We start from the raw sequence: 21,832 nt of genomic DNA, 5'->3' as shown, positions 1-21,832 counted from the left end.
TCCACCACCGGCGGATCGGGGCCTCGTCGCGTGGGTGACGTCAGCCGGCGAGGAGCGCGTCGAGCTTCTCGTAGCCCTCCTGCACCCCGACCTCCATCCCGGACTCGAGCATCATGCCGCGGGTCTCGAAGGAGTCGAAGAGCGAGGTGGAGTGCATCCGGGTGCGGCCGTCGCCGAGGTCCTCGAGGCGCATGGTCTCGAGCGAGACGCCCTCGGGGTAGCCGTCGAAGGTGAAGGTCTGGACGATGCGGGCCTCGTCGACGTCATGGAAGCTGCCATGGAAGGAGTACTCCTCCCCGCTCTCCCGGTCGATGTTCGTGAAGGCCCAGGAGCCGCCGGTGCGGGCGTCCCAGCGGTCGATCCGGGTGTCGAGGCTGTGCGGCCCGCACCAGCGGGCGTACTGCTCGGGGTCGGTGTGGGCCTGGAGGATCCGCGCGGGCGAGGCGCGGAAGTCGCGGGTGATGCGGATCAGCGGGAGGTCGGGATCGGCCTCGATGGTGGCGGCGGGGTGGTCGGCGCTGCGGGCGGCGGTGGTCATGACGGATGCTCCTCGGTCTCGATGACGGCGTCGGCATCGGCGCCGACGGCGGGGTCCTGCAGCAGCGCGTCGAGGCGGGACAGGCGGGCCTCGGCGGCGGTGCGGTGACGGTCGATCCAGTCGGTCAGCTCCCCGAGCGCCTCGACCTCGAGGTGCACCGGGCGGCGTTGTGCGTCGCGCCGGCGGGTCACGAGGCCCGCCAGCTCGAGGACCGTGAGGTGCTTGCTCACGGCCTGCAGGGACATGTCATAGGGGGCGGCGAGCTCGCCGACGGCGGCGTCGCCGAGGGTGAGGCGGGAGACGAGGTCGCGCCGGGTGGGATCCGCGAGGGCGGCGAAGGCCCTCGAGAGCTGCTCGGCGTCCACGGCTTCCTCCTCAACCATCTGGTTGAGAAGAACGCTACGCCGACGGGAACGCGTAGTCAACCATCTGGTTGCGAAAGGCATCGGGGCTGCGCCGCGCGACGCGGCCCCGAGGGCGCACTCCGGTACCCTGCGCTGGAGGCTCACGGGCCGGGCAGGAGGTGCGCGATGGCGCAGCGGATCACGATGGCGGCCGTCGCACGACGGGCCGGCGTCTCGCCGATGACCGTCTCGAACGTCCTGCGGGGGAAGGCCAGCGTCGCCCCCGAGCTGCGGGCCCGCGTCGAGGAGGCCGTGCGGGAGACGGGCTACCGCGTGAACGTCTCCGCGCGCACCCTGCGCTCCGGCCGCAGCGGCGTGATCGGCCTGCTCGCCCCGGGCACCGACTCCCCCTTCTCCTACTACGGGATGCTCGGCGGCCTCATCGCGCAGGAGGCCCGGCGCCACAGCCTCTCGCTCGTCACGGAGACCCCCGAGGCGGATCTGCTCGCGGAGGTCGCCGCCGTGGAGCGCGCCCGCACCCTCGCCTACGACGGTCTGATCATCACCCCGCTCGCGCTGCGCCCGGAGGACGCCGGCCTGCTGCCCGCGGATCTCCCCGTCGTCGTGCTCGGCGAGCGGCCCGCGCCGACGGGCACCGCGCACATCTCCCTCTCCAACCAGGAGGGCATGTTCGCCGCGACCACGCATCTGCTCGAGCGCGGCTGCCGATCGATCGCCCTGCTGGCCGGGGACGGCTGGCCGGAGACGGATCCGCTGGCCCGTCGCATCGACGGCTACCGCGACGCGCTCGCCGCCTGGGGCGGGGAGGCCGGCGAGCCGATGCTGATCCCGGTCGCGGGCCTCACCGCGCAGGCCGGGCGCGAGGCCGCGCGGGACTCCGTGGACCGGGGTCTGCGCCCGGACGGCTACGTGGGCGTGACCGACTCGGTCATGCTGGGCGCCGTGCGCGGCCTCGCCGACAGGGGCCTGCGGGTGCCGGAGGACGCGCTCGCGATCGGCTTCGACGGCCTCCCCGAGGGCGAGTTCTCCCTCCCCTCGCTCTCGACCATCAGCCCCGACCACCGCTGGATCGCGCGCCGCGCCGTGGAGCTGCTGCAGGAGCGGATCGACGCCCCCGCCCCCGCGGAGCTCGGCGGCCTCGAGATCCGGGCGCCCTTCACCCTCGTCGAGCGCGAGTCCACGCGCCGCTGAGGCGCGGCCGCGCCTCGACCAGGTGCCTCACCCACGTCCCGTCGCCCTCTTGACTCTGGCGGTGTATCGATACACGATGGAGCCGACGCGCGCGGGCCACCGTCGGCCCCGCGCTCCCGCATCAGGCATCACCCCCCTCTCAGCCCGGCCCCGGCCGCCCTCCCAGGAGCACCCATGACCAGCAATCGCCGCCGCTCGCTGTCCACAGCGCTGACCTCCGCGCTCGCCGCGCCCGCCGCCTCGGAGGCCCCCGCCCCGAGCGCCGCCGGCGCATCGGGCACCCCGGCCCCGCCGCCCGCGCCCGCCGGCCCCGCGCAGGTGACCGTCGACCTCGACCAGGGCGGGGACACGATCAGCCGCCACGTCTACGGCCACTTCGCCGAGCACCTGGGCCGCTGCATCTACGAGGGCTTCTTCGTGGGCGAGGACTCCGAGCTGCCGAACACCCGCGGCATCCGCGACGACGTCGTCACCGCCCTGCGCGCCCTGCAGATCCCCAACCTGCGCTGGCCCGGAGGCTGCTTCGCGGACGAGTACCACTGGAAGGACGGCGTGGGCCCCCGCGAGGAGCGGCCGCGCATGGTCAACTCCCACTGGGGCGACGTCGTCGAGGACAACTCCTTCGGCACCCACGAGTTCATGGACCTCGTGGAGCTGCTGGGCACCGAGGCCTACGTCAACGGCAACGTCGGCTCCGGCACCGTGCAGGAGATGTCCGAGTGGATCGAGTACCTCACCCGCTCCGACGACTCCCCCATGGCCGCCCTGCGCCGCAGCAACGGCCGCGACGAGCCCTGGAAGGTGCCCTTCTTCGGCATCGGCAACGAGGCCTGGGGCTGCGGCGGCAACATGTCCGCCGAGGCCTACGCGGACCTCGCCCGCCAGTACTCGACGTACGTGCGCAACCACGCCGGCAACGAGGTCACCCGCATCGCGGCCGGCGCCCACGACGGCGACACCCACTGGACCGAGGTGCTCATGCGCGCCCTGGGTGAGGACCTCGGCCGGCAGGCCGACGGCGACCCCGCGCCCTTCCAGGCCGTCTCGCTGCATTACTACACGATGACCGGCCCCTGGACGGACAAGGGATCGGCCACCGAGTTCACCGAGGACGAGTGGTACGCGGCGCTCTCCCGCGCCTCGTACATCGACGAGCTGCTCGCCCGCCACAGCACCGTCATGGACCGCTACGACCCGTACCGCAAGGTGGGCCTCGTGCTCGACGAGTGGGGCACCTGGTGGAACGTCGAGCCGGGCACCAACCCGGGGTTCCTGTACCAGCAGAACACCCTGCGGGACGCGCTCGTCGCCTCGATCCACTTCGACGCCTTCCACCGTCACGCGGGCCGCCTGCTCATGGCGAACATCGCGCAGACCGTCAACGTCCTCCAGGCCATGATCCTCACGGACCCGGAGACCGGCGCGCTCGTGCTCACGCCCACGTACCACGTGTTCGCGATGAACGCGGGGCACCACGACGCCGCCGCCCTGCCGGTGCACGTGAGGCTGCCGGAGGCCGCGGCGAGCGTGGACGGCCGCGAGCTGCCGCTGCTCTCGGCGAGCGCCTCGACGAAGGACGGCTCGGCGCTGATCTCGCTGTCGAACCTCCACGCGACCGAGGCCCGCACCGTGGTCCTCGACCTGCGCGGCGCCGAGGTCACCGCGCACCGCGGGCAGGTGCTCGCGGCGGAGTCCACCGCGGCGCACAACACGCCCGCCGCGCCGGATGCCGTCGCGCCGCGCGAGCTGACGACGATCCGCCCGCACGCGCGCGGCCTCGAGGTCGAGCTGCCCGCGGCGTCCTACGCGACGATCAGCCTCGACCTGGCCTGACCCCGCCGGAGCACGCAGCGGCCGCCCCTCGCAGGAGGGGCGGCCGCTGTGCGTCAGGGGGTCGGCCCGGCCGGGGGACGCTCACCCGGCCGGACCGCGTCGGGGGTCAGGCCCGGCGGGCGAGCCGGACCAGGGTCCAGGAGATCGCGGGCAGGTCACCGGTGAGGTGGCCGTCCGTGAGGGTCACCGAGTCGTTGGCCGCGGGGACCACGGTCTCGGGGGCGTCCTGGGTGTTGGCCGCGTAGGGGTCCTCGTGGTGCAGGGTGAGGGCCTCGACGAGCTCGAGGTCGCCGAAGCCGGTGAGGTCGGCGTCCAGGGCGAGGGAGTCCTCCGCGCCGCGGTTGACGACGAAGAGGGAGAGCGCGCCGCTCTCCTCGTCCCAGGTGGCGACGGAATCCGCGGCGGAGCTCTCGCCGAACCGGGGGTTCTCGAAGCTCGGCGCGGTCAGGCGCACGTCGAGCACCTGGCCCACCGCGTGCTTCGAGGTGAGGGCGAAGGGGTGGAAGGTGGTCTGCTTCCAGGCGGGGCCGCCGGGCGCGGTCATGATCGGGGCGATCACGTTGACGAGCTGGGCGAGCGAGGCGGAGGCCACGCGGTCGCTGTGGCGCAGCAGGGAGATCAGCAGGTTGCCGAACACCACGGCGTCCATCGCGTTGTAGGTGTCCTCGAGCAGCACGGGGGCGACGGGCCAGTCGTCGCCCTGGGGCGGGCGGGACTCGGCGCGGTGCTGGTACCAGATGTTCCACTCGTCGAAGCTGATCATGATGCGCTTGTCCTTCTTGAGCTTCGCGCGCACGTGATCGGCGGTGGCCACGACGGAGTCGATGAAGTGGTCCATGTCGTCGGCCGAGGCGAGATAGGAGGCCTGGTCGCCGTCCTTCTCCGCGTAGTAGGCGTGCGCGGAGATCATGTCGACGTAGTCGTAGGCGTCGGTGAGGACGATGTTCTCCCACGCGCCGAAGGTCTCCATCGAGGAGCTCGAGGAGCCGCACGCGACGAGCTCGAGGTCCGGGTCCTCCTGGCGCAGCAGACGCGCGGTCTCGGTCGCGATCCGCGCGTACTCCTCGGGCGTCTTGTGGCCGGCCTGCCAGGGGCCGTCCATCTCGTTGCCGAGGCACCACATGCGGATGCCGTAGGGGTCGGGGTGGCCGTTGGCGGCGCGCTGGTCGGAGAGCGCGATGCCCTGCGGGGCGTTCGCGTACTGGAGGACGTCGAGCGCCTCCTCGATGCCGCGGGTGCCGAGGTTCACGGCGTACATCGGCTCGACCTGGGCCTTCTCCGCCCAGGTCATGAACTCGTCGAGGCCCACGGTGTTGGGCTCGGTGGAGTGCCAGGCGAGGTCGTGGCGGGCGGGGCGCTCCTCGACGGGGCCCACGCCGTCCTCCCAGCGGTAGCCGGAGACGAAGTTGCCGCCGGGGTAGCGGACGCTGCTCACGCCGAGCTCGCGGGTCAGCTCGAGCACGTCGCCGCGGAAGCCGTCGGCGTCGGCCGTGGGGTGGCCGGGCTCGTGGATGCCCGTGTAGACGCAGCGGCCGAGATGCTCGACGAAGGCGCCGAAGGTGCGCCGGCGCACGGGGGCGACCGAGAACGCGGGGTGGAGGGTCAGGGTGACGGTGGCGGACATCGGTGTGCGCATCCTGTCTGCAGTGGGGTGGGGGCACAGGGGTGCCGTCCGCGGGTGCGGAGCGTTTCTACAACGTTGCAGATATCCCACCACGTCCGCCCCCGCACGTCAATGCACGCCGGTCGGTGCAAGAATCTGCCCATGCCGACGCCGCCCCGACCGCTCCCGCAGCGTCCCCCGACCCTGCGCGACGTCGCCGAGATCGCCCAGGTCTCCATCAAGACCGTCTCCAACGTGGTCAACGACTACCCCTACGTGAAGCAGGCGACCCGCGATCGGGTGCTCGCCGCGATCGCCCAGGTGGGCTACCGCCCCCAGGCCGCCGCCCAGCAGCTGCGCACGGGCGCGAGCGGGCTCATCACCCTCGCCCTGCCCTCGCTCACCTTCACCTACTACTCCGACATCGCCCAGGCCTTCATCGACGAGGCCCAGCGCCGCGGGCGCACCGTCGTCCTGCACACGACCTCCGCCGGGCCGGAGGCGGAGCGCACCGTGCTCCAGGGCTTCGAGCGGGTGCTCGGCGACGGCGTCATCTTCAACCCGCTGCAGCTCTGGGAGGAGGAGCTCGCGCGCATGGAGCGCACGAGCCAGCCCACCGTCTTCATCGGCGAGCACCTCCCCGAGCAGCTGCCCCGCGGCTGCGACTACGTGAAGATCGACAACGAGGGCGCCTCCTTCGAGGCGACCACCCTGCTGCTGGACCAGGGGCGCCGCCGCCTCGCCTTCCTCGGCGCGATCCCCTCCGCGCACGGCGTGCAGCCCCACAGCTCCGGCACACTGCGCCGCGACGGCTTCCTGCGCGCGCTCGCCGCCCACGGCCTCGACCCCTCCGCGGCCACCGTCCAGGAGGTGGGCGACTGGCACCGCCAGGACGGGGCCGACGGCGCCGACGCCCTGCTCGAGCGCCTGCCCGAGGTCGACGGGATCGTCTGCGGCAACGACGACCTCGCGATCGGCGTGCTCTCCCGGCTGCGCCGCCACGGCCGCCGGGTGCCCGAGGACGTCGCCGTGATCGGCTACGACGACACGCCCGACGCCCCCTTCACCTCTCCCCCGCTCACCACCGTCTCCCCGGACAAGCAGGCCCTCGCCACCACGGTGCTGGACCTGCTCATCGAGCGGATCGGCGGCTACGACGGCCCGCCCCGCACCGTGATGACGCCCTACGACCTCGTGGTGCGCGAGAGCACTGCCCCGCTCCCCGCCTGAGGGGTGAGAATGGACCCGATGAACATCGCGACCCCGTACGAGGACCTCCTGCGCGACGTGCTGGCCACCGGCACGCACAAGTCGGACCGCACCGGCACCGGCACGCGCAGCGTGTTCGGCCGTCAGATCCGCTTCGACCTCTCCGAGGGGTTCCCGCTGATCACCACCAAGCGCGTGCACTTCCGCTCGCTCGCGATCGAGCTGCTGTGGTTCCTGCGCGGCGACACGAACGTGCGCTGGCTGCAGGAGCGCGGCGTGAGCATCTGGGACGAGTGGGCGGACGCCGACGGCGAGCTCGGTCCCGTCTACGGCGCGCAGTGGCGCAGCTGGCCCACCCGCGACGGCGGCGTCATCGACCAGATCTCGCAGGTCGTCGAGCAGATCCGCACGAACCCCGATTCGCGCCGGCACATCGTCACCGCCTGGAACCCGGCCGACGTCCCCGACATGGCGCTCGCCCCCTGCCACGCCCTGTTCCAGTTCGAGGTGCACGAGGGGAAGCTGTCCTGCCAGCTCTACCAGCGCAGCGCGGACATGTTCCTCGGCGTCCCCTTCAACATCGCCTCCTACGCCCTGCTCACCCACATGGTCGCCCAGCAGGCGGATCTCGAGGTGGGCGACTTCGTGTGGACCGGCGGGGACGTGCACATCTACGACAACCACGTCGAGCAGGTGGAGCGGCAGCTGGCGCGCGAGCCCTTCGCCCCGCCGCAGCTGCGGATCACCCGCCGCCCGGACTCGATCCTCGACTACGAGTTCGAGGACTTCGAGGTGGTGGGCTACGAGCACCACCCGGGGATCAAGGCCCCGGTCGCCGTCTGATGGCCGAGCACGCGCCGCGCATCGGCATGATCTGGGCGCAGGCCCGGGGCGGCGTGATCGGCGCCGGCGGCACCATGCCCTGGCACCTCCCGGAGGACCTCCAGCACTTCTCGCGCACCACCGCGGGCGCCCCCGTCGTCATGGGCCGCCGCACCTGGGAGTCCTTCCCGCCGCGCTTCCGGCCCCTGCCGGGGCGCACGAACATCGTCATCACCTCCGATCCCGGCTTCGCGGCCGACGGCGCGCTGCGCGCGGGCTCGCTGGACGAGGCGCTCGACCTCGCCCGGGAGGACCTCGCGGCGCGGGCCTCCGCGGCCGACGGCGCGGCCGCCGAGGAGCCCGGCACGATCTGGGTGATCGGCGGCGGTCGCGTGTACCGCGAGGCGATGGACCGCGCGGACCTCCTCGTCGTCACCGAGATCGACCTGGACGTCGAGGGCGACACCCTCGCCCCCGCGATCCCCGCGGGCCTCACCCTGCGCGCCTCCGAGCCCGCGGAGGGGTGGCACGAGAGCAGGTCCGGCCTGCGCTACCGGATCCTCACGCATCGCCGCACGATCCCCGCCCTCCCCTGAGACCGCCCCCCCCCCCTGACGCCCGCCCCTCCGCCGGCACCCGTCCCTCCTGTGTCCCGGGCACCCCTGGCCCCCACTTCTGCAACGTTGTAGATTGCTCGTGGCAGCGACGCCGACGTCCTGCCGCAGTGCCCCGTGCGACCACTCGCACGCACCCCTCCCCCGGGCCCGCAGCACCGGCGACCCCGTCACCGGCGCCGGCCCGGACCGACGAAGGAGTCACCATGAGCACGCTCTCCCGCCGCACCCTGATCGGCTCGACCGCCGCCCTCACCGCCGCCGGGGCCGCGGCCCTGACCGCCCCGGGCGCGACCGCCGCCCCACCACGGCGCACGCTCCCCGACCCCGCGTTCGCCGAGATCTCCGTGCACGACCCCTCGATCGTCGCCGCCGGCGACGAGCTGTACGTCTTCGGCTCCCACCTCGCGGCCGCCCGCACGCCGGACCTCCTGCGCTGGACCGGCGTCGCGGATCTGGTCACCCCGGAGAACCCGCTCTTCGAGGACGTCACCGTCGAGCTCGCCGAGGCCTTCGCATGGGCGAACACCACCACGCTCTGGGCACCGGACGTGCACCGGGCCGACGACGGCCGCTTCCGCATGTACTACTGCGCGTGCGAGGGCAGCTCCCCGCGCTCCGCGCTCGGATCCGCCGTGGCCGACGAGATCACCGGCCCCTACCGCGACGAGGGCATCTTCCTGCGCTCGGGCCAGTGGGACCAGGAGAGCGAGGACGGCACGATCTACGACGCGCTCGTGCACCCGAACGTCGTGGACCCGCAGGCCTTCGTCGACGCCGAGGGCGTGCTGCGCCTCGTCTACGGCTCCTACTCCGGCGGGATCTTCCTGCTCGAGCTGGACCCCGCGACCGGCCGGCCCGTCCCCGGCCAGGGCTACGGCGTGCACCTCGTGGGCGGGAACCACTCCCGCATCGAGGCGCCGTACATCCTGCGCTCCGAGGAGAACGGCTACTACTACCTCTTCGTCACCTTCGGCGGGCTCGACGCCGATGGCGGCTACAACGTGCGCGTGGGCCGCTCCCGCTCCGTCGAGGGCCCCTACCTCGACCATGCCGGGCAGGACCTGCGCGAGTGCCGCTCCGACCCCTCCCTGCCGCTGTTCGACGACGCCTCGATCGAGCCCTACGCCGTGAAGCTCCTCGGGAACCACCGCTTCACGCAGCGCGACGGCGCCGAGGGCCAGGGCTACGTCTCCCCCGGCCACGTCTCCGCCTGGACCCGGCCGGGGACCGACGAGTCCTTCCTGATCCTCCACACGCGATTCCCGGGCCGCGGCGAGGAGCACGAGGTGCGCGTGCACCGCCTCCACCTCACCCGCACGGGCTGGCTCGTCCCCTCCCCGCACCGCTACGCCGGGGAGCCCGCCGCGACCGCTCGCGAGGCCCGCCTGCGCCGCGACGAGATCGTGGGCGACTGGCAGCTCGTGGACCACGGCCGCGCGATCTCCGCGGAGGTCACCGACTCGGTCCCCGTGACTCTCGGGGCCGACGGCACCGTCACCGGCGCCGTGCAGGGCCGCTGGCGCGCGGAGGGCTCCGGGCGAGCCGTGATCGAGCTGGACGGCGTGCGCCTCGACGGGATCTTCACCCGCGGCTGGCACGACGGCCTCGACGCCTGGACCCCGACCTTCACCGTGCTCGGGCCCGACGGCCGCGCCCTCTGGGGCAGCCGCGAGGTCTGAGCGGGCCGGACGCACGGCGGCGGCGCTCCCCGCGTGGGGAGCCCCGCCGCCGCCTGGGAGGACCGGGGATCAGGTGCCGGCGATGCCGGTCGTCGAGATGCCCTTGATGATCTGGCGCTGGAAGAACAGGAACACGATGATCAGCGGCAGCGCCGCGAGCATCGCCTGGGCCATGTTCTGCGCGTACTGGATGCCGTAGGCGCTGATGACCGTCTGCAGGCCCGTCGGCAGGGTCATGAGGTCCGCGTCGTTGACGACGATGAACGGCCACAGGAAGTTGTTCCAGGCGCCGATGAACACGAAGATCGAGACGGCGCCGAGGATCGGCCGCGACAGCGGGAGCACGATGCTCCACAGGATCCGCAGGCGGCTCGCGCCGTCCATGAGGGCGGCCTCCTCGAGCTCGCGCGGGATCTGGTCGAAGAACTTCATGAGGATGAAGACCATCGGCGCCGCGACCACCTGCGGGAGGATGATCCCCCAGTAGGTGTCCACGAGGTTCAGCCCGAGCATGAGCTGGAACAGCGGGACGATGAGGATCTGCCCCGGGATCATGATCGAGGCGAGGATCAGCGCGACGATCGCCTTGCGGCCCACGAACTCCATGCGGGAGAGCGCGTAGCCGGCGAGCGCCGAGATCACGACCGTGATGAACGTGATCGCGGTCGAGGTCAGCAGGCTGTTCCATGCCCACCGCGGCACCTGGCCGGAGGTCAGCGTGGTGACGTACGCGTCGAGCGTGAAGCCGCTCTCCGGCACGATCGTCACCGGCAGCGCGGCCGCCTCGGCCTCCGTCTTGAAGGAGGTCAGCGCCGCCCACAGGACCGGCACGAGCCACGCCAGGGCGAGGACCAGCAGGATCACGAAGGCGACCACGCGGGCGGGGTCGGTGCGGCGCCGTCGTCGGCCGGCGGCGGTGGTCGCCGCGGCGCGCTCGGCGGCGTCGGCGCGGCGCTTCCCGCGGGTCGCGGGGAGGGCGGGGCTGGTGGTGGGGTTCGCGGCGCTCATGCCTTCACGCTCCGTCGGGAGGAGATCACCATGTACGCGAGCGAGACGATGATGATCAGGAAGAAGAAGATGTAGGAGATGGCGGAGGCGTAGCCCAGGCGGTAGCCCGTGAAGCCCACCTCGTAGATGTACAGCAGGACCGGGCGGGTATCGCCGCCGGGGCCGCCGGAGGTCATCTGGTAGATCTGGTCGAAGACCTTCAGCGAGGCGAGCAGCTGCAGCACGAGCACCAGCACGGTGGTCGGGGCGAGCTGCGGCACCGTGATCGAGCGGAACTTCCGCCAGCGGCCCGCGCCGTCGAGGCTCGCGGCCTCGTAGAGCTGGTCGGGGATGTTCTGCAGCGCGGCGAGGTAGAGCAGGAAGTTGAAGCCGATGGTCCACCACACGGTCGTGATGACCACGGAGATCATCGCGGTGCTCGGATCCTGCAGCCAGGCCGGGCCGGTGATCCCGAACCAGCCCAGCACCGTGTTCACGAGGCCCAGCTGCGGGTTGTACATCCAGTTCCAGAACTTCGAGACCACCGTCGAGGCGAGCAGGAACGGCAGGAAGAACGCGAGGCGCCAGAACCACTGCCCCGGCAGGCCCACGTTGACCAGGATCGCGAGCCCCATGGCGATGAGCACGAGCGGGATCGAGGAGAGCACGGTGAACACGGCGGTGTTGGCGAGCGACGTCCACACGTTCGCGTCGCCGAGCGCCTCGGTCCAGTTCGCGAGGCCCACGAAGCCGGTCTTGGTGCCGGCGAGGCTCGTGCCCGTGAAGCTCATCCAGAGCCCGTAGATCGTGGGCCAGATGAGGAAGAGCCCGAAGGCGATGAGGAAGGGCAGGCAGTAGACCCAGCCCCGGATGTTCTCGGCGCGGCGGCGCCGGCGGCGGCCCTCGCTGATCGGGCCGCCCGTGAGGGCGGCGTTCGGGCGGGGGCTGGTGCGGGGGACGGTCACGCCGTCAGCGGTCGTCATCTCACGTCTCCTTCGACGAGGCGGATCACATCGGGCTCGGCTTGGCGAGCAGGTCGTTGATGCGGGCGACGAAGGCGTTCCAGCCCTCGAGCGGGGAGGTGCGGCGCGCCCACACGTTCTGCATGTCGTTGCCGAAGTAGGTGTGGAAGTCGCTGCCCGAGCCGGTGAACCAGGCGGGCGGGTCGTAGACGAGGTGGTCGATCGCGTCCGCGTAGTGCGACTGCGGGATCAGCTCCGCGTAGGCCGGGTCCTGCACGACCGGGGAGTACGCCGGGATGTGGCCGGCGCCCGCCCAGGAGATCGAGTTCTTCAGGAGGTAGGCGACCATCTCGTGCACGGAGCGGCGCTTGGCCTCGTCCGGGCTGCTCTGGTGGGGCAGCACGAAGGAGTGGGAGTCGGCGTAGGCCGCGGGCTCGCCGAACACGCCGGGGATGACGGTCATGTCGAAGGGGACGCCCTCGTTGCGGTAGCTGCCGGACTCCCAGACGCCGCCGTAGAAGGCGCCGGTGCTGCCGGTCGCGAACTCGGAGATCGCGGTGCCGCCGTCGTTGCCGGGGTTGCCGACCTCGCCGTCGATGAGCGAGAGGATCCACTCCGCCGTCTGCACGACGAGCTCCTCCTGGTACTGCATGGTCCCGCCCTCGGGCAGCTCGATCGTGCCGCCGAGCTGCGTGTAGTAGGTCGAGAACATGCGCCACTGGTTGGAGCCGTCGCCGAGGTAGCCCCAGGAGAGGCCGTAGCCGCTGGGGGACTTCGCGCCGAGCTCGAGGGCGAGCTCGCGGAAGTCCTCCGGGGTGTCCGTCGGCAGCAGCAGGCCGTCGCTGCCGAGCACGCCCGCGGCGTCCGCGATGTCGGTGTTGTAGTAGAGGACGAAGGGGTGGGAGTCCAGGGCGATGCAGGTGAGCTTGTCGTCCACGACCATCTTGTCCCAGATGAGCTCGGGGAAGTCCTCCTTCTTCACCCCGAACTCGCCGAGCAGGTCGAGGTCCCACTCGTCGAGCAGGCCGCCGGGCGCGTAGCCCGGGACGCGCGCGGCGTGCATGACGGCGAGGTCCGGGGCGCGGCCGCCGGAGGAGGCCATGGCGAGCTTCGTGTAGTACGGCGCGCCCCAGGCGAGCACGGTCTGCTTGACGCCGGGGGCGCCGTCGGTCGCCGTGTAGCCGTCGACGAGCTCGGTCATGGTGACGCCGTCCGGCCCGGAGAGCAGGTGCCAGTAGGCGAGGTCGCCGACGCCCTGCGCGCCGGCGCTGCCGCACGCGGCGAGGGAGCCGGTCGCGCCGAGGGCGCCCAGGCCGCCGAGGCCCTGGAGCATCGAGCGGCGGGTCATGCGAGGACGAGGTCCTCCTGCGGCCCTCCGTGGGGAGCCTTGGTTCATCGTGTCCACCTCTTCGTGGGGCGCCGTGGGGGGAGCGAGCTGCTCCGCCCGGTCGACGCGGGGTGTCAGGTGCGGCGTGTCGAGCGGGGAGCCGCGCGCGGTCGTCGTGCACGGCGGTCCCTGCACCGCGTGCGAGAATCTACATCGTTGTAAAGTGACGGTCAACACCCGCGCGGATCTCCCGCACGGGCCTGCGGCGACCCCGCGGGCGGGCCGTCACCCGGCCGCGCCCGCCGGGGCGCCGACGGGCCCGCCCACGCGCAGCCCCGGACCCGCCGGGTCCACCTCGAGCTCGCGCAGGTGCATGAAGCGCGCCGTGCCCGCCGCGTCCCACGCGTGGAACGCGATGACCGCGGTGCCGTCCGGCCCCACGGTGCACGAGTCGTGACCGGGGCCGACGAGCTCGGCGTCGGTCGCGAGGAGCACGTCCTCCCCCGCCGGGGGCACCGTCCACGGCCCCTCCGGCGCGGTAGCCCAGGCCCACGCGGTGCGATAGCCGGGGCCCTGCCACGAGCCGCCGGAGAAGGTGAGCAGCAGCCGCTCCCCCGCGAGCACCGCATGCGGCCCCTCGAGCGTGTGCCAGTCCAGCACCTGCCCGTACATCTCGCGGCCGTGGGCGAAGACCTGCCAGTCCGCGTACGGGGCGAGCACCTCGTGCACGGGGCCGAGGGTCGTCGGCGTCAGCAGCTCCGCGCCCGCGAGGTGCGTGCCGGGCCGCTCGTGGTCCAGCACGTCCCGCGCGAACCACAGCCACCAGCGGCCGTCGGGCAGGCGGCACGGGGAGGCGTCGATCGCGAAGCGCTCGTGCGGGGTGAGCACGAGGCCCTGGTCCCGGAACGGCCCCTGCGGGACCTCCGCCCGCGCCACCCGGATCAGGTGGCCGCGGTCGCCGTGGCCCACGGAGTAGTACATCCACCAGGCGCCGTCGCGCTCGCACACCTCCGGCGCCCAGTAGGACTCCCCCGCCTCCGGCGCGAGCGCCTCGAGCACGTGACCGATCCCCTCCCAGGTCACGAGGTCGCGGGAGAAGGCGGCGGGCACGGCCCGGCCGTCCTCGACCGGGCCCGTGCCGTAGGCGATCCAGCCGCCCGGGACGCGCACCACGTCCGGGTCCGCGAGCGGCTCGCTCCACGCGGGCACTGCCGGCACTGCTGGCGCTGCTGACACCGCCGGCACCGCCGGGGCGGAGCCCTCCGCGGCGGATCCCGCCGTCGGCCCGCTCATCCCTTGAGCCCCGTCGCGGCGATGCCCGCCACGAGGAACCGCTGGAGGATGAAGAACACGAGCAGCACCGGCAGCAGGCTGATCGTCGCCGCCATGAACAGGCCCCCGTAGTCGAAGGTCTGCGCGGTGAGGAAGGAGGAGAGGTAGATCTGCACCGTCATCGCCCCCTGCCCGTTGCCCGCGACGACGAGCGGCCACAGGAACGCGTTCCACGAGCCGATCAGCCCCAGCACCGTGAGCGCGGAGGCGAAGGGCAGCGTGTTGGGGAAGACCACCGTGAAGAAGGTGCGGAAGAAGCCCGCGCCGTCGATGTACGCCGCCTCCTCCACCTCGCGCGGGAAGCCCAGGTAGAACTGCCGGAACAGGAACACGTTGAACGCGCTGAACAGGCCCGGGATGATGAGGCCGCGCAGGGTGCCGATCCAGCCCAGGCTCGCCACGATGATGAAGTTCGGGACGAAGGCCGTGGTCGCCGGCACCAGCAGCACGATGATCACCAGCATGAACATGGGCTTCGCCGCCCGGTGCGGGATCCGCGCGAGGGCGTAGCCGGCGAGCGCCGCGATGAGGATCGACAGCGAGGTCGAGACCGCCGCCATGATCGCGGAGTTCCGCAGCGCCGCGAGGAACAGCGGATCGGCGAACAGCTCCGGGATCCGCTGCCACTGGGGGTGCGCGGGCCAGAGCGTGAACTCGCTCGTGTAGATCTCCTCGTTCGTGGACAGCGCCGTCTTCACCATCGCGTAGAACGGGATGAGGAAGACGAGCGCGAGCACCGAGGCGACCACGTAGCGCAGCACGAGGCCCGTGCTGCGGCGGCCGGAGCCGACGATGTGCATCTGGGCGGTCATCGTGCGCTCCTCCCGCCGCGGCGCAGCCGCAGGGCGAACCGCCGGCGGCCCTCGTCGTTGCTGCCGAAGCCCAGGAGGCCCGTCTGCAGCAGGCCGGCGACGACCATGATCGCGGTGAGCACGAGCGCGCCCGCCGAGCCGGTGCCGAAGTCCTGCTGGGAACCGAGCGCGATGTTGTAGAGGTACACGAGCGGGGGCCTCGTCTCGGGGTTGTTGCCGGTGAGGTTGTAGAACTCGTCGAAGGCCTGGAAGGCGGCGATGAGCAGGAGCAGCAGCACCGCCGCGAAGGTCGTGCGCAGCTGCGGGAGGGTGATGAGACGGAACATCCGGAAGCCGCCGGGGCTCAGGCCGTCCACCGCGGCGGCCTCGTAGAGCTGCGAGGGGATCGCCTGCAGCCCCGCGAGGAACAGCAGCATGTAGAAGCCCACCTGCAGCCACAGGCGCACCGAGACCAGCACGATCCACCAGTACGGCGAGGCGGAGAGCCACTGCGAGATCGCGTCCAGGCCGAACGCGCCGAGGATCTGGTTGACGATCCCGGACTCGAGCCCGTTGAACAGCGACAGCCGCCACACCACGCAGGCCACGACGTAGCTGCACGCCGTGGGCAGGAAGAACACCGAGCGGTAGAAGGACTGGAAGCGCGGCAGCCCGTTGACGAGCACCGCGAGGCCCAGGGAGCAGACCATCGTCACCGGCACGATGAACAGCGCGAAGACGGTGAAGGTGCGCAGGGATTTCAGGAAGGCCGTGTCCACGAGGAAGTGGCGGAAGTTCGCGAGGCCCACGAAGTCCGTGGGCAGCACGGTGCCCTTCGCCTCGAACAGGCTCAGCGTGGCGCCCCAGATCAGGGGCACGATCGTGAAGACCACGAGGCCCACGAGGAAGGGCGTGAAGAACAGCCAGAAGGCGAGGCCGTTGCCCTTGATGCGCGTGGGGCCGGTGCGGTCCGGCGCGCGCCCGCGGGCGCGCGCCGGGGCCTGGACGCTCACGACGCCATCGCCTCGTTGCTCGCCTTCTCCGCCTTCGCGAGCTCCTCGGCGGGGTCGGCGCCGTTCTTGAGGATGTTCGAGACGGCGTCGAGGCGCGGGGTGTCCATGGCGCCCGTCCACTCGGGGGTGCCGGTCACGCCGATCTCCTTGGCCATGGTCGCGATCTCGAGACCGTTGCCGGTCTTGAGCGCCTCCGCCTGGTCCGCGGTCGCGGTGACCGGCGGGATGTGGAAGCCGTAGCTGAGCGACCAGTCCGTCTGGTGCTCGGTCTGGTCGATCCACAGCCACTTCACGAACTCCTTGGCCGCCTCGATGTTCTCCGAGTTGCCCGCGACCTGCGCGTTCCAGCCGCCCATGAAGGCGACCTCCTTGCCGCCGGAGCCGACGGCCGGATGCGGGAACACGCCGATGTCGTCGTGCGCGGCCTCGAGGGCCGGCAGCGCCCAGCAGCCGCCCCAGGTGATCGCGGAGAGACCGGAGGAGAAGGCCGCCGGGTCGGTCCAGTCCGAGGGGGCGCCGGTGAGGAGCACGCCGTCCTTCTGCATGGTGTGGATCGAGCCCAGGCCCTCGGCGTAGCCGGGGGTGTTGTAGGCGACGGCGTCCTTCGCCTCGTTCAGCGGAGAGCCGCCCGCGGCCCAGACCATCGCCCAGGCGTTCGCGTCGAAGTTGTTCCCGAGGAACAGGCCCTTCTGCTTGTCCGTGGTGAGCTCGGTGGCCGCGGCGACGAGGTCCTCCCAGGTCGTGGGGACCTCGATGCCGGCGGCCTCGAAGAGCGACTTGCGGTAGTAGAAGTGCTGCGGGTCCACGATCATCGGGACGCCCCAGATCTTGTCCCCGATGGTCACGGGGCCCAGCGAGGCCTCGTTGAAGGAGCCCTTGGCCGGCTCCATGATGTCGGTGAGGTCCACGTAGCGGCCCTGCTCGGCCTGGTCCACGGCGATGCCGTTGTTCTCGAAGACGTCGACCCCGCCGCCGGAGAGCAGGGCGGTGGAGAGCTTCGTGGCGTAGTCGCCGGTCACCCAGTTCACGGTGACCTTCGCGCCCTGGTAGTCCGCGGCGTAGGAGTTCGCGGCCTGCTGCGTGCCCTCCTCGCCGTACTGGTGGTACCACTGCGAGAGCGCCCCGCCCCCGCCGTCGCTGCCGCCGCCCCCGGTGAGGCCGCCGGTGTTGCCGCCGCAGGCCGCGAGGCCCGCCGCCGCCATGGCCGCGCCGCCCAGGGCGAACGCGCTGCGTCGGGTGATCCGGTTCTTCGTGGACATGGCCATCTCCCTTGATGAGTTCCCACTGCCGCGACCCTGCGGCTGAGGCGAGTTTCTCACGTTGTCATCGCTTCCGCCGTCACGATCGGGTCACGGCGCGTCGCGCCTGGTCACCAGCCACTCCGGCGCGTCATCCGCGCACGACGGAGCCCGCCCGTCGGCACGGGTGGTCCGATGCCGACGAGCGGGCTCCGAGGGGGCCGTGCGGGGAGCGCTCCCCGCACGGGTCACGCGCCGGACTGCGAGCGCTTCTTGTTCCAGACGTCGAAGGCCACGGCGATCAGCAGCACCACGCCGCGCACCACGGACTGCGTGGACTGGTCGATGCCCATGATCTGCATGCCGTTGGACATGACCGCCATGATCAGGCCGCCGATGATCGCGCCGTGGACCTTGCCCACGCCGCCCGTGACCGCCGCGCCGCCGATGAACGCGGCCGCGATCGCGTCGAGCTCGAACATGTTGCCCGCGCCCGGCTGGGCGCTGTTCGAGCGGGCCGAGTAGACGATGCCCGCGACCGCGGAGAGCAGGCCCATGTTGACGAACAGCCACATGTTCACCCGCCGCGTCTTCACGCCGGAGAGCTGCGCGGCCTGCAGGTTGCCGCCCATCGCGTAGATGTGCCGGCCGAAGATCGTGCGCTGGCTGACGAAGCCGTAGATGAGGATCAGCGCGGCGAGCAGGATCAGCACCACCGGCAGACCGCGCGAGTGCGCGAGCTGCCAGGCGAAGGCCATGACCACGAGCGCCACGGCCGCGGTCTTGATCCAGAAGAGGAACTGCGCCTCGACCTGCTGCTTGTACGTGAGCTTCGCGAGGCGGCCCCGGTACTGCTGGACCGCGTAGACGACGATCAGCGCGGCCGCGAGGAACAGGGTGAAGGCGTCGAAGCCGTTGCCGCCCAGCAGCCCGTTGAGGAAGCCGCCGGAGATGTACTGGTACTCGCGCGGGAACGGCGAGAGCGAGACGTTGCCGAGCACCTGCATCGTGAGGCCCCGGAAGATCAGCATGCCGGCGAGGGTGACGATGAACGCGGGGATGCCCACGAACGCGACCCAGAAGCCCTGCCACAGGCCCACGAGGGCGCCCGTGCCGAGCGCGGCGAGCACGCCCACCCACCAGGGCAGGCCGTTCCCGATCACGACCACGGCGGCCACGGCGCCCGTCAGCGCGACCACGGAGCCCACCGAGAGGTCGATGTGCCCGGCCACGATGATCAGCACCATGCCGATCGCGAGGATGAGGATGTAGGAGTACTGCAGCACGAGGTTCGTGAGGTTGCCCGGGCTCAGCAGCTGGCCGCCCGTGAGGATCGTGAACAGCACGATGATGAACACGAACGCGATGTAGATGCCGCTCGAGCGCATGTTGCGCGTCAGCAGCTCCCTGATGTCAGAAGTTCCGGCCATGAGGCGCGCTCACTCCCTCTCCATGGTCATGAGCTCCATGAGGCGCTCCTGGGTGGCGTCGCGGGCGGAGACCTCTCCGGTGATCCGGCCCGCGGACAAGGTGTAGATGCGATCGGCCAGGCCCATCACCTCGGGGAGCTCCGAGGAGATGACGAGGATGGCCTTCCCGGCGGCGGCGAGCTCGTTGATGATCGTGTAGATCTCGAACTTGGCGCCCACGTCGACGCCGCGCGTGGGCTCGTCGAGGATGAGGACGTCGGGCTCCGTGTAGAGCCACCTGCTCAGCACGACCTTCTGCTGGTTGCCGCCGGAGAGCTTGCCGACGGTGGCCATCACCGTCGGGGTCTTGATGTTGAGCGAGGAGCGGTAGCGCTCGGCGACCGCGATCTCCTCGTTGCCGTCGATCCAGCCGCCCCGGGTGACCTTGTCCAGGGCCGCCGCGGTGACGTTGGTGCGGATGTCCTGGATGAGGTTCAGCCCGTACTGCTTGCGGTCCTCGGAGACGTAGGCGATGCCGGCGTCGATCGCGTCGGCGACGCTGCGCAGGGCCACCTCCCTGCCGTGCACGAAGGCGCGGCCGGTGATGTCGCGGCCGTAGGAGCGGCCGAACACGCTCATGGCGAGCTCGGTGCGCCCGGCGCCCATGAGCCCCGCGATGCCCACGACCTCGCCGGCGCGCACGTGCAGCGAGGCGCCGTCGACGACTGTGCGGCCGGCCTGCGTGGGATGGCCGACGTGCCAGTCCTCGATCCGGAGGACCTCCTCGCCGATCTCCGCGGTGCGCTCGGGGTAGAGGTTCCCGATGTCGCGGCCCACCATGCCCTTGATGATGCGGGGGATGAGCGTGGGGCGCTGCTCGTCGGGGACGTGCATGTCGATGGTCTCGATGGTCGAGCCGTCGCGGATGACGGTCGTGGCGTCCGCGACCGCGGCGATCTCCCCGAGCTTGTGGGAGATGATGATGCTGGTGACGCCCTCGTCGCGGAGCCCGCGGATGAGACCGAGCAGGTGCTCGGAGTCGTCGTCGTTCAGGGCCGCGGTGGGCTCGTCGAGGATCAGCAGGCTCACGTTCTTCGTGAGCGCCTTCGCGATCTCGACGAGCTGCTGCTTGCCCACGCCGAGCTGGCCCACGGGGGTCACGGGCTTCTCGCGCAGGCCCACGCGCTCGAGCAGCTCCGCCGCGCGCGCGTTGGTCTCGTGCCAGCTGATGATGCCGCCCCGGGCCTGCTCGTTGCCGAGGAAGATGTTCTCCGCGATCGAGAGGTGCGGCACCAGGGCGAGCTCCTGGTGGATGATGACGATCCCCTCGGCCTCGGAGTCGTTGACGCCGGAGAAGCTGACGGGACGGCCGCGGTAGCGGATCTCACCGTCGAAGCTGCCGGCCGGCTCGACGCCGGAGAGCACCTTCATGAGGGTGGACTTGCCGGCGCCGTTCTCGCCGCAGATGGCGTGGATCTCGCCCTCGTCGACGGTGAGGGAGACGTCCTTGAGGGCGACGACGCCGGGGAATCGTTTGGTGATGGACCGCATCTCGAGGATGTGCTCGGCCACGGGACCTCCTGGGGTCGGGGGTCCCGGCGCAGGGCGCGCCGGGACCCCGTCGGATATCGCGGGGCTGCGGCTCAGAGCTGGCCGGAGCTCACCTGCTCCTCGGTGTAGTAGCCGGAGTCGACGAGGATCTCCTTGTAGTTGCTCTCGAGCACCATCTGGACCTCGAGCAGGTACGAGGGCACGACCTTCACGCCGTTGTCGTAGGTCTCGGTGTCGTTGGCCTCGGGGTCCTCGCCCTTGAGGATCGACTCCGCGGCGACGATGGCCTGCTCGGCGAGCTGGCGGGTGTCCTTGAAGATCGTCGAGGACTGCACGCCGTCGGCGATGAGCTTGATCGAGGCGATCTCCGCGTCCTGACCGGTGACGACGGGCAGGCCCTCCTCGAGGGTGGGGCCCAGGCCCGCGTTCTGCAGGGCGTTGATGATGCCGCGGGAGAGCGGATCGGCGGGGGCGAGCACGCCGGCCAGCTCCTCGCCGCCGTTGTAGTGCGTGGTCAGCAGGTTCTCCATGCGCTTCTGGGCGGTCTCCTGCTCCCAGCGCTGGGTGGCGGCCTGCTCGATGTCCATCTGCCCCGAGAGGACTGTGAGGGTCTTGTCGTCGAAGTAGGGCTGGAGGGTGTCGATCGCGCCCTTCCAGAACAGGTGGGCGTTGTTGTCGTCGAGGGAGCCGGCGAAGAGCTCGACGTTGAGCGGGCCCTTCGGGGCGTCGGCGGCCTTCTCGAACTTCTCGTCGAGCAGCCCCAGGCCGAACAGCAGCGCGTTGGCCTGGTTCACGCCCACCTTGTAGTTGTCGAAGGTGACGTAGAAGTCGACGTTCTCGCTGTCGGTGAGCAGGCGGTCGTAGGCGATGACCGGGATCCCGGCCGCGGCCGCGGCGTCGAGCTGCGAGGACAGCGAGGCGCCGTCGATCGAGGCGATGAGCAGGGCGCTCACGCCCTTGTTCACCATCTGGTCGATCTGCTGCTGCTGGGTGGGGATGTCGTCGTCGGCGTACTGCATGTCGACGGTGAACCCCTTCTCCTCAAGGCCCTTCTCGATGTTGTTCCCGTCGGCGACCCAGCGCTCGTAGGTCTGGGTGGGCATCGCGACGCCCACGGTCTGGTCGCTCGGGGCGGCGTCGGTGTCGGGGCCGCCGGAGCCGGCTCCGCTGCCGCCGCACGCGGCCAGTCCCAGGACGGCCGCCGCGGCCGTCGCCCCCACCAGGAAGTCTCTGCGGTTGTACATGGCTTCTCCTCGTTGATTCGCCGTCTGCTGCCGTGAGCAGGTCATGCCCCTCCGGTGCTCCTCGCGGTGCCGCGCGGCGACCGTGCCGGGCGGCGCCCGGGGGCGTCGGTGGAGCCTGGGC

At 71.5% G+C, this 21,832-nt stretch carries 19 protein-coding genes; 6 read left to right on the top strand and 13 right to left on the bottom strand.

From position 1 onward, the window contains the following. Nucleotides 1-40: 40 nt before the first annotated feature. On the bottom strand, nt 41-538 hold the full coding sequence (locus tag NLU66_RS04920; protein ID WP_259361827.1) for an SRPBCC family protein: 498 nt from the start codon (nt 536-538) through the stop codon (nt 41-43). Beyond that, complete coding sequence (locus tag NLU66_RS04915; protein ID WP_259361826.1) at nt 535-921, bottom strand: ArsR/SmtB family transcription factor; 387 nt, start codon at nt 919-921, stop codon at nt 535-537. The genes NLU66_RS04920 and NLU66_RS04915 overlap by 4 nt, the downstream gene beginning before the upstream one ends. 147 nt (nt 922-1,068) lie before the next feature. Here NLU66_RS04915 and NLU66_RS04910 point away from each other — a divergent pair, with 147 nt between their 5' ends. Both NLU66_RS04910 and NLU66_RS04905 read left to right on the top strand, forming a co-directional pair. Continuing rightward, on the top strand, nt 1,069-2,094 hold the full coding sequence (locus NLU66_RS04910; protein ID WP_259361825.1) for a LacI family DNA-binding transcriptional regulator: 1,026 nt from the start codon (nt 1,069-1,071) through the stop codon (nt 2,092-2,094). A 174-nt stretch (nt 2,095-2,268) separates the two neighbouring features. Beyond that, entirely contained in the window at nt 2,269-3,927 is a 1,659-nt protein-coding gene (locus NLU66_RS04905; protein ID WP_259361824.1) for an alpha-N-arabinofuranosidase, read from the top strand. Between the two features lie 106 nt (nt 3,928-4,033). Here NLU66_RS04905 and NLU66_RS04900 read toward each other — a convergent pair whose 3' ends face one another. Further along, nucleotides 4,034-5,551 carry an alpha-N-arabinofuranosidase gene (locus NLU66_RS04900; protein WP_259361823.1) on the bottom strand — a complete coding sequence of 506 codons (1,518 nt, stop codon included), beginning with the start codon at nt 5,549-5,551 and terminating at the stop codon, nt 4,034-4,036. Between the two features lie 141 nt (nt 5,552-5,692). Here NLU66_RS04900 and NLU66_RS04895 point away from each other — a divergent pair, with 141 nt between their 5' ends. The 4 genes from NLU66_RS04895 (at nt 5,693) to NLU66_RS04880 (ending at nt 9,857) form a co-directional block, all read left to right on the top strand. Continuing rightward, on the top strand, nt 5,693-6,760 hold the full coding sequence (locus tag NLU66_RS04895) for a LacI family DNA-binding transcriptional regulator (protein WP_259361822.1): 1,068 nt from the start codon (nt 5,693-5,695) through the stop codon (nt 6,758-6,760). Nucleotides 6,761-6,778: 18 nt separating this feature from the next. Continuing rightward, a complete protein-coding gene (locus NLU66_RS04890; protein ID WP_259361821.1) occupies nt 6,779-7,582 on the top strand; it encodes a thymidylate synthase in 804 nt (267 codons plus the stop codon). Continuing rightward, entirely contained in the window at nt 7,582-8,157 is a 576-nt protein-coding gene (locus NLU66_RS04885) for a dihydrofolate reductase (RefSeq protein ID WP_259361820.1), read from the top strand. Before NLU66_RS04890 ends, NLU66_RS04885 begins: the two co-directional genes overlap by 1 nt. 224 nt (nt 8,158-8,381) lie before the next feature. Beyond that, nucleotides 8,382-9,857 (top strand): glycoside hydrolase family 43 protein, encoded by a 1,476-nt coding sequence (locus tag NLU66_RS04880; protein ID WP_259361819.1) that lies wholly within the window; start codon nt 8,382-8,384, stop codon nt 9,855-9,857. 69 nt (nt 9,858-9,926) lie between these two features. On the opposite strand, the gene NLU66_RS04875 is transcribed toward NLU66_RS04880, so the two are convergent. The 10 genes from NLU66_RS04875 to chvE all read right to left on the bottom strand — a co-directional run bounded on the left by NLU66_RS04875 (nt 9,927) and on the right by chvE (nt 21,711). Beyond that, nucleotides 9,927-10,865: a carbohydrate ABC transporter permease gene (locus NLU66_RS04875; protein ID WP_259361818.1), complete on the bottom strand. Its 939-nt coding sequence runs from the start codon at nt 10,863-10,865 to the stop codon at nt 9,927-9,929. Next, a complete protein-coding gene (locus tag NLU66_RS04870) occupies nt 10,862-11,827 on the bottom strand; it encodes a carbohydrate ABC transporter permease (protein ID WP_259361817.1) in 966 nt (321 codons plus the stop codon). Before NLU66_RS04870 ends, NLU66_RS04875 begins: the two co-directional genes overlap by 4 nt. 25 nt (nt 11,828-11,852) lie before the next feature. Continuing rightward, nucleotides 11,853-13,154: an extracellular solute-binding protein gene (locus NLU66_RS04865; protein ID WP_259361816.1), complete on the bottom strand. Its 1,302-nt coding sequence runs from the start codon at nt 13,152-13,154 to the stop codon at nt 11,853-11,855. A gap of 264 nt (nt 13,155-13,418) precedes the next feature. Beyond that, on the bottom strand, nt 13,419-14,426 hold the full coding sequence (locus tag NLU66_RS04860) for a glycoside hydrolase family 43 protein (protein ID WP_259361815.1): 1,008 nt from the start codon (nt 14,424-14,426) through the stop codon (nt 13,419-13,421). Next, nucleotides 14,423-15,277, bottom strand: a complete 855-nt coding sequence (locus NLU66_RS04855) for a carbohydrate ABC transporter permease (RefSeq protein ID WP_240811230.1) — start codon at nt 15,275-15,277, stop codon at nt 14,423-14,425. Before NLU66_RS04855 ends, NLU66_RS04860 begins: the two co-directional genes overlap by 4 nt. Further along, on the bottom strand, nt 15,274-16,269 hold the full coding sequence (locus NLU66_RS04850; RefSeq protein ID WP_259361814.1) for a carbohydrate ABC transporter permease: 996 nt from the start codon (nt 16,267-16,269) through the stop codon (nt 15,274-15,276). The genes NLU66_RS04855 and NLU66_RS04850 overlap by 4 nt, the downstream gene beginning before the upstream one ends. Beyond that, nucleotides 16,266-17,528 carry an ABC transporter substrate-binding protein gene (locus NLU66_RS04845; protein ID WP_259361813.1) on the bottom strand — a complete coding sequence of 421 codons (1,263 nt, stop codon included), beginning with the start codon at nt 17,526-17,528 and terminating at the stop codon, nt 16,266-16,268. The genes NLU66_RS04850 and NLU66_RS04845 overlap by 4 nt, the downstream gene beginning before the upstream one ends. A gap of 227 nt (nt 17,529-17,755) precedes the next feature. Beyond that, nucleotides 17,756-18,937: a multiple monosaccharide ABC transporter permease gene (gene mmsB / locus NLU66_RS04840; RefSeq protein WP_137769642.1), complete on the bottom strand. Its 1,182-nt coding sequence runs from the start codon at nt 18,935-18,937 to the stop codon at nt 17,756-17,758. A gap of 9 nt (nt 18,938-18,946) precedes the next feature. Continuing rightward, nucleotides 18,947-20,488 (bottom strand): multiple monosaccharide ABC transporter ATP-binding protein, encoded by a 1,542-nt coding sequence (gene mmsA / locus NLU66_RS04835; protein WP_259361812.1) that lies wholly within the window; start codon nt 20,486-20,488, stop codon nt 18,947-18,949. Nucleotides 20,489-20,559: 71 nt separating this feature from the next. Next, on the bottom strand, nt 20,560-21,711 hold the full coding sequence (chvE, locus tag NLU66_RS04830; protein WP_259361811.1) for a multiple monosaccharide ABC transporter substrate-binding protein: 1,152 nt from the start codon (nt 21,709-21,711) through the stop codon (nt 20,560-20,562). Between the last annotated feature and the right edge of the window lie 121 nt (nt 21,712-21,832).

It is taken from the genome of Brachybacterium sp. NBEC-018, assembly GCF_024860185.1.
GTDB classification, from domain to species: domain Bacteria; phylum Actinomycetota; class Actinomycetes; order Actinomycetales; family Dermabacteraceae; genus Brachybacterium; species Brachybacterium rhamnosum.
This window is presented reverse-complemented; position numbering and strand designations above follow the sequence as displayed.

Excerpts from the sequence above, each read along its gene's own strand:
- NLU66_RS04855 (WP_240811230.1), bottom strand. The coding sequence starts at position 15,277 with ATGACCGCCCAGATGCACATCGTCGGCTCCGGCCGCCGCAGCACGGGC.
- NLU66_RS04845 (WP_259361813.1), bottom strand. The coding sequence starts at position 17,528 with ATGTCCACGAAGAACCGGATCACCCGACGCAGCGCGTTCGCCCTGGGC.
- NLU66_RS04895 (WP_259361822.1), top strand. The coding sequence starts at position 5,693 with ATGCCGACGCCGCCCCGACCGCTCCCGCAGCGTCCCCCGACCCTGCGC.
- chvE (WP_259361811.1), bottom strand. The coding sequence starts at position 21,711 with ATGTACAACCGCAGAGACTTCCTGGTGGGGGCGACGGCCGCGGCGGCC.
- NLU66_RS04900 (WP_259361823.1), bottom strand. The coding sequence starts at position 5,551 with ATGTCCGCCACCGTCACCCTGACCCTCCACCCCGCGTTCTCGGTCGCC.
- NLU66_RS04915 (WP_259361826.1), bottom strand. The coding sequence starts at position 921 with ATGGTTGAGGAGGAAGCCGTGGACGCCGAGCAGCTCTCGAGGGCCTTC.
- NLU66_RS04920 (WP_259361827.1), bottom strand. The coding sequence starts at position 538 with ATGACCACCGCCGCCCGCAGCGCCGACCACCCCGCCGCCACCATCGAG.
- NLU66_RS04860 (WP_259361815.1), bottom strand. The coding sequence starts at position 14,426 with ATGAGCGGGCCGACGGCGGGATCCGCCGCGGAGGGCTCCGCCCCGGCG.
- NLU66_RS04875 (WP_259361818.1), bottom strand. The coding sequence starts at position 10,865 with ATGAGCGCCGCGAACCCCACCACCAGCCCCGCCCTCCCCGCGACCCGC.
- NLU66_RS04910 (WP_259361825.1), top strand. The coding sequence starts at position 1,069 with ATGGCGCAGCGGATCACGATGGCGGCCGTCGCACGACGGGCCGGCGTC.
- NLU66_RS04905 (WP_259361824.1), top strand. The coding sequence starts at position 2,269 with ATGACCAGCAATCGCCGCCGCTCGCTGTCCACAGCGCTGACCTCCGCG.
- NLU66_RS04870 (WP_259361817.1), bottom strand. The coding sequence starts at position 11,827 with ATGACGACCGCTGACGGCGTGACCGTCCCCCGCACCAGCCCCCGCCCG.
- mmsB (WP_137769642.1), bottom strand. The coding sequence starts at position 18,937 with ATGGCCGGAACTTCTGACATCAGGGAGCTGCTGACGCGCAACATGCGC.
- NLU66_RS04865 (WP_259361816.1), bottom strand. The coding sequence starts at position 13,154 with ATGACCCGCCGCTCGATGCTCCAGGGCCTCGGCGGCCTGGGCGCCCTC.
- NLU66_RS04885 (WP_259361820.1), top strand. The coding sequence starts at position 7,582 with ATGGCCGAGCACGCGCCGCGCATCGGCATGATCTGGGCGCAGGCCCGG.
- NLU66_RS04890 (WP_259361821.1), top strand. The coding sequence starts at position 6,779 with ATGAACATCGCGACCCCGTACGAGGACCTCCTGCGCGACGTGCTGGCC.
- NLU66_RS04880 (WP_259361819.1), top strand. The coding sequence starts at position 8,382 with ATGAGCACGCTCTCCCGCCGCACCCTGATCGGCTCGACCGCCGCCCTC.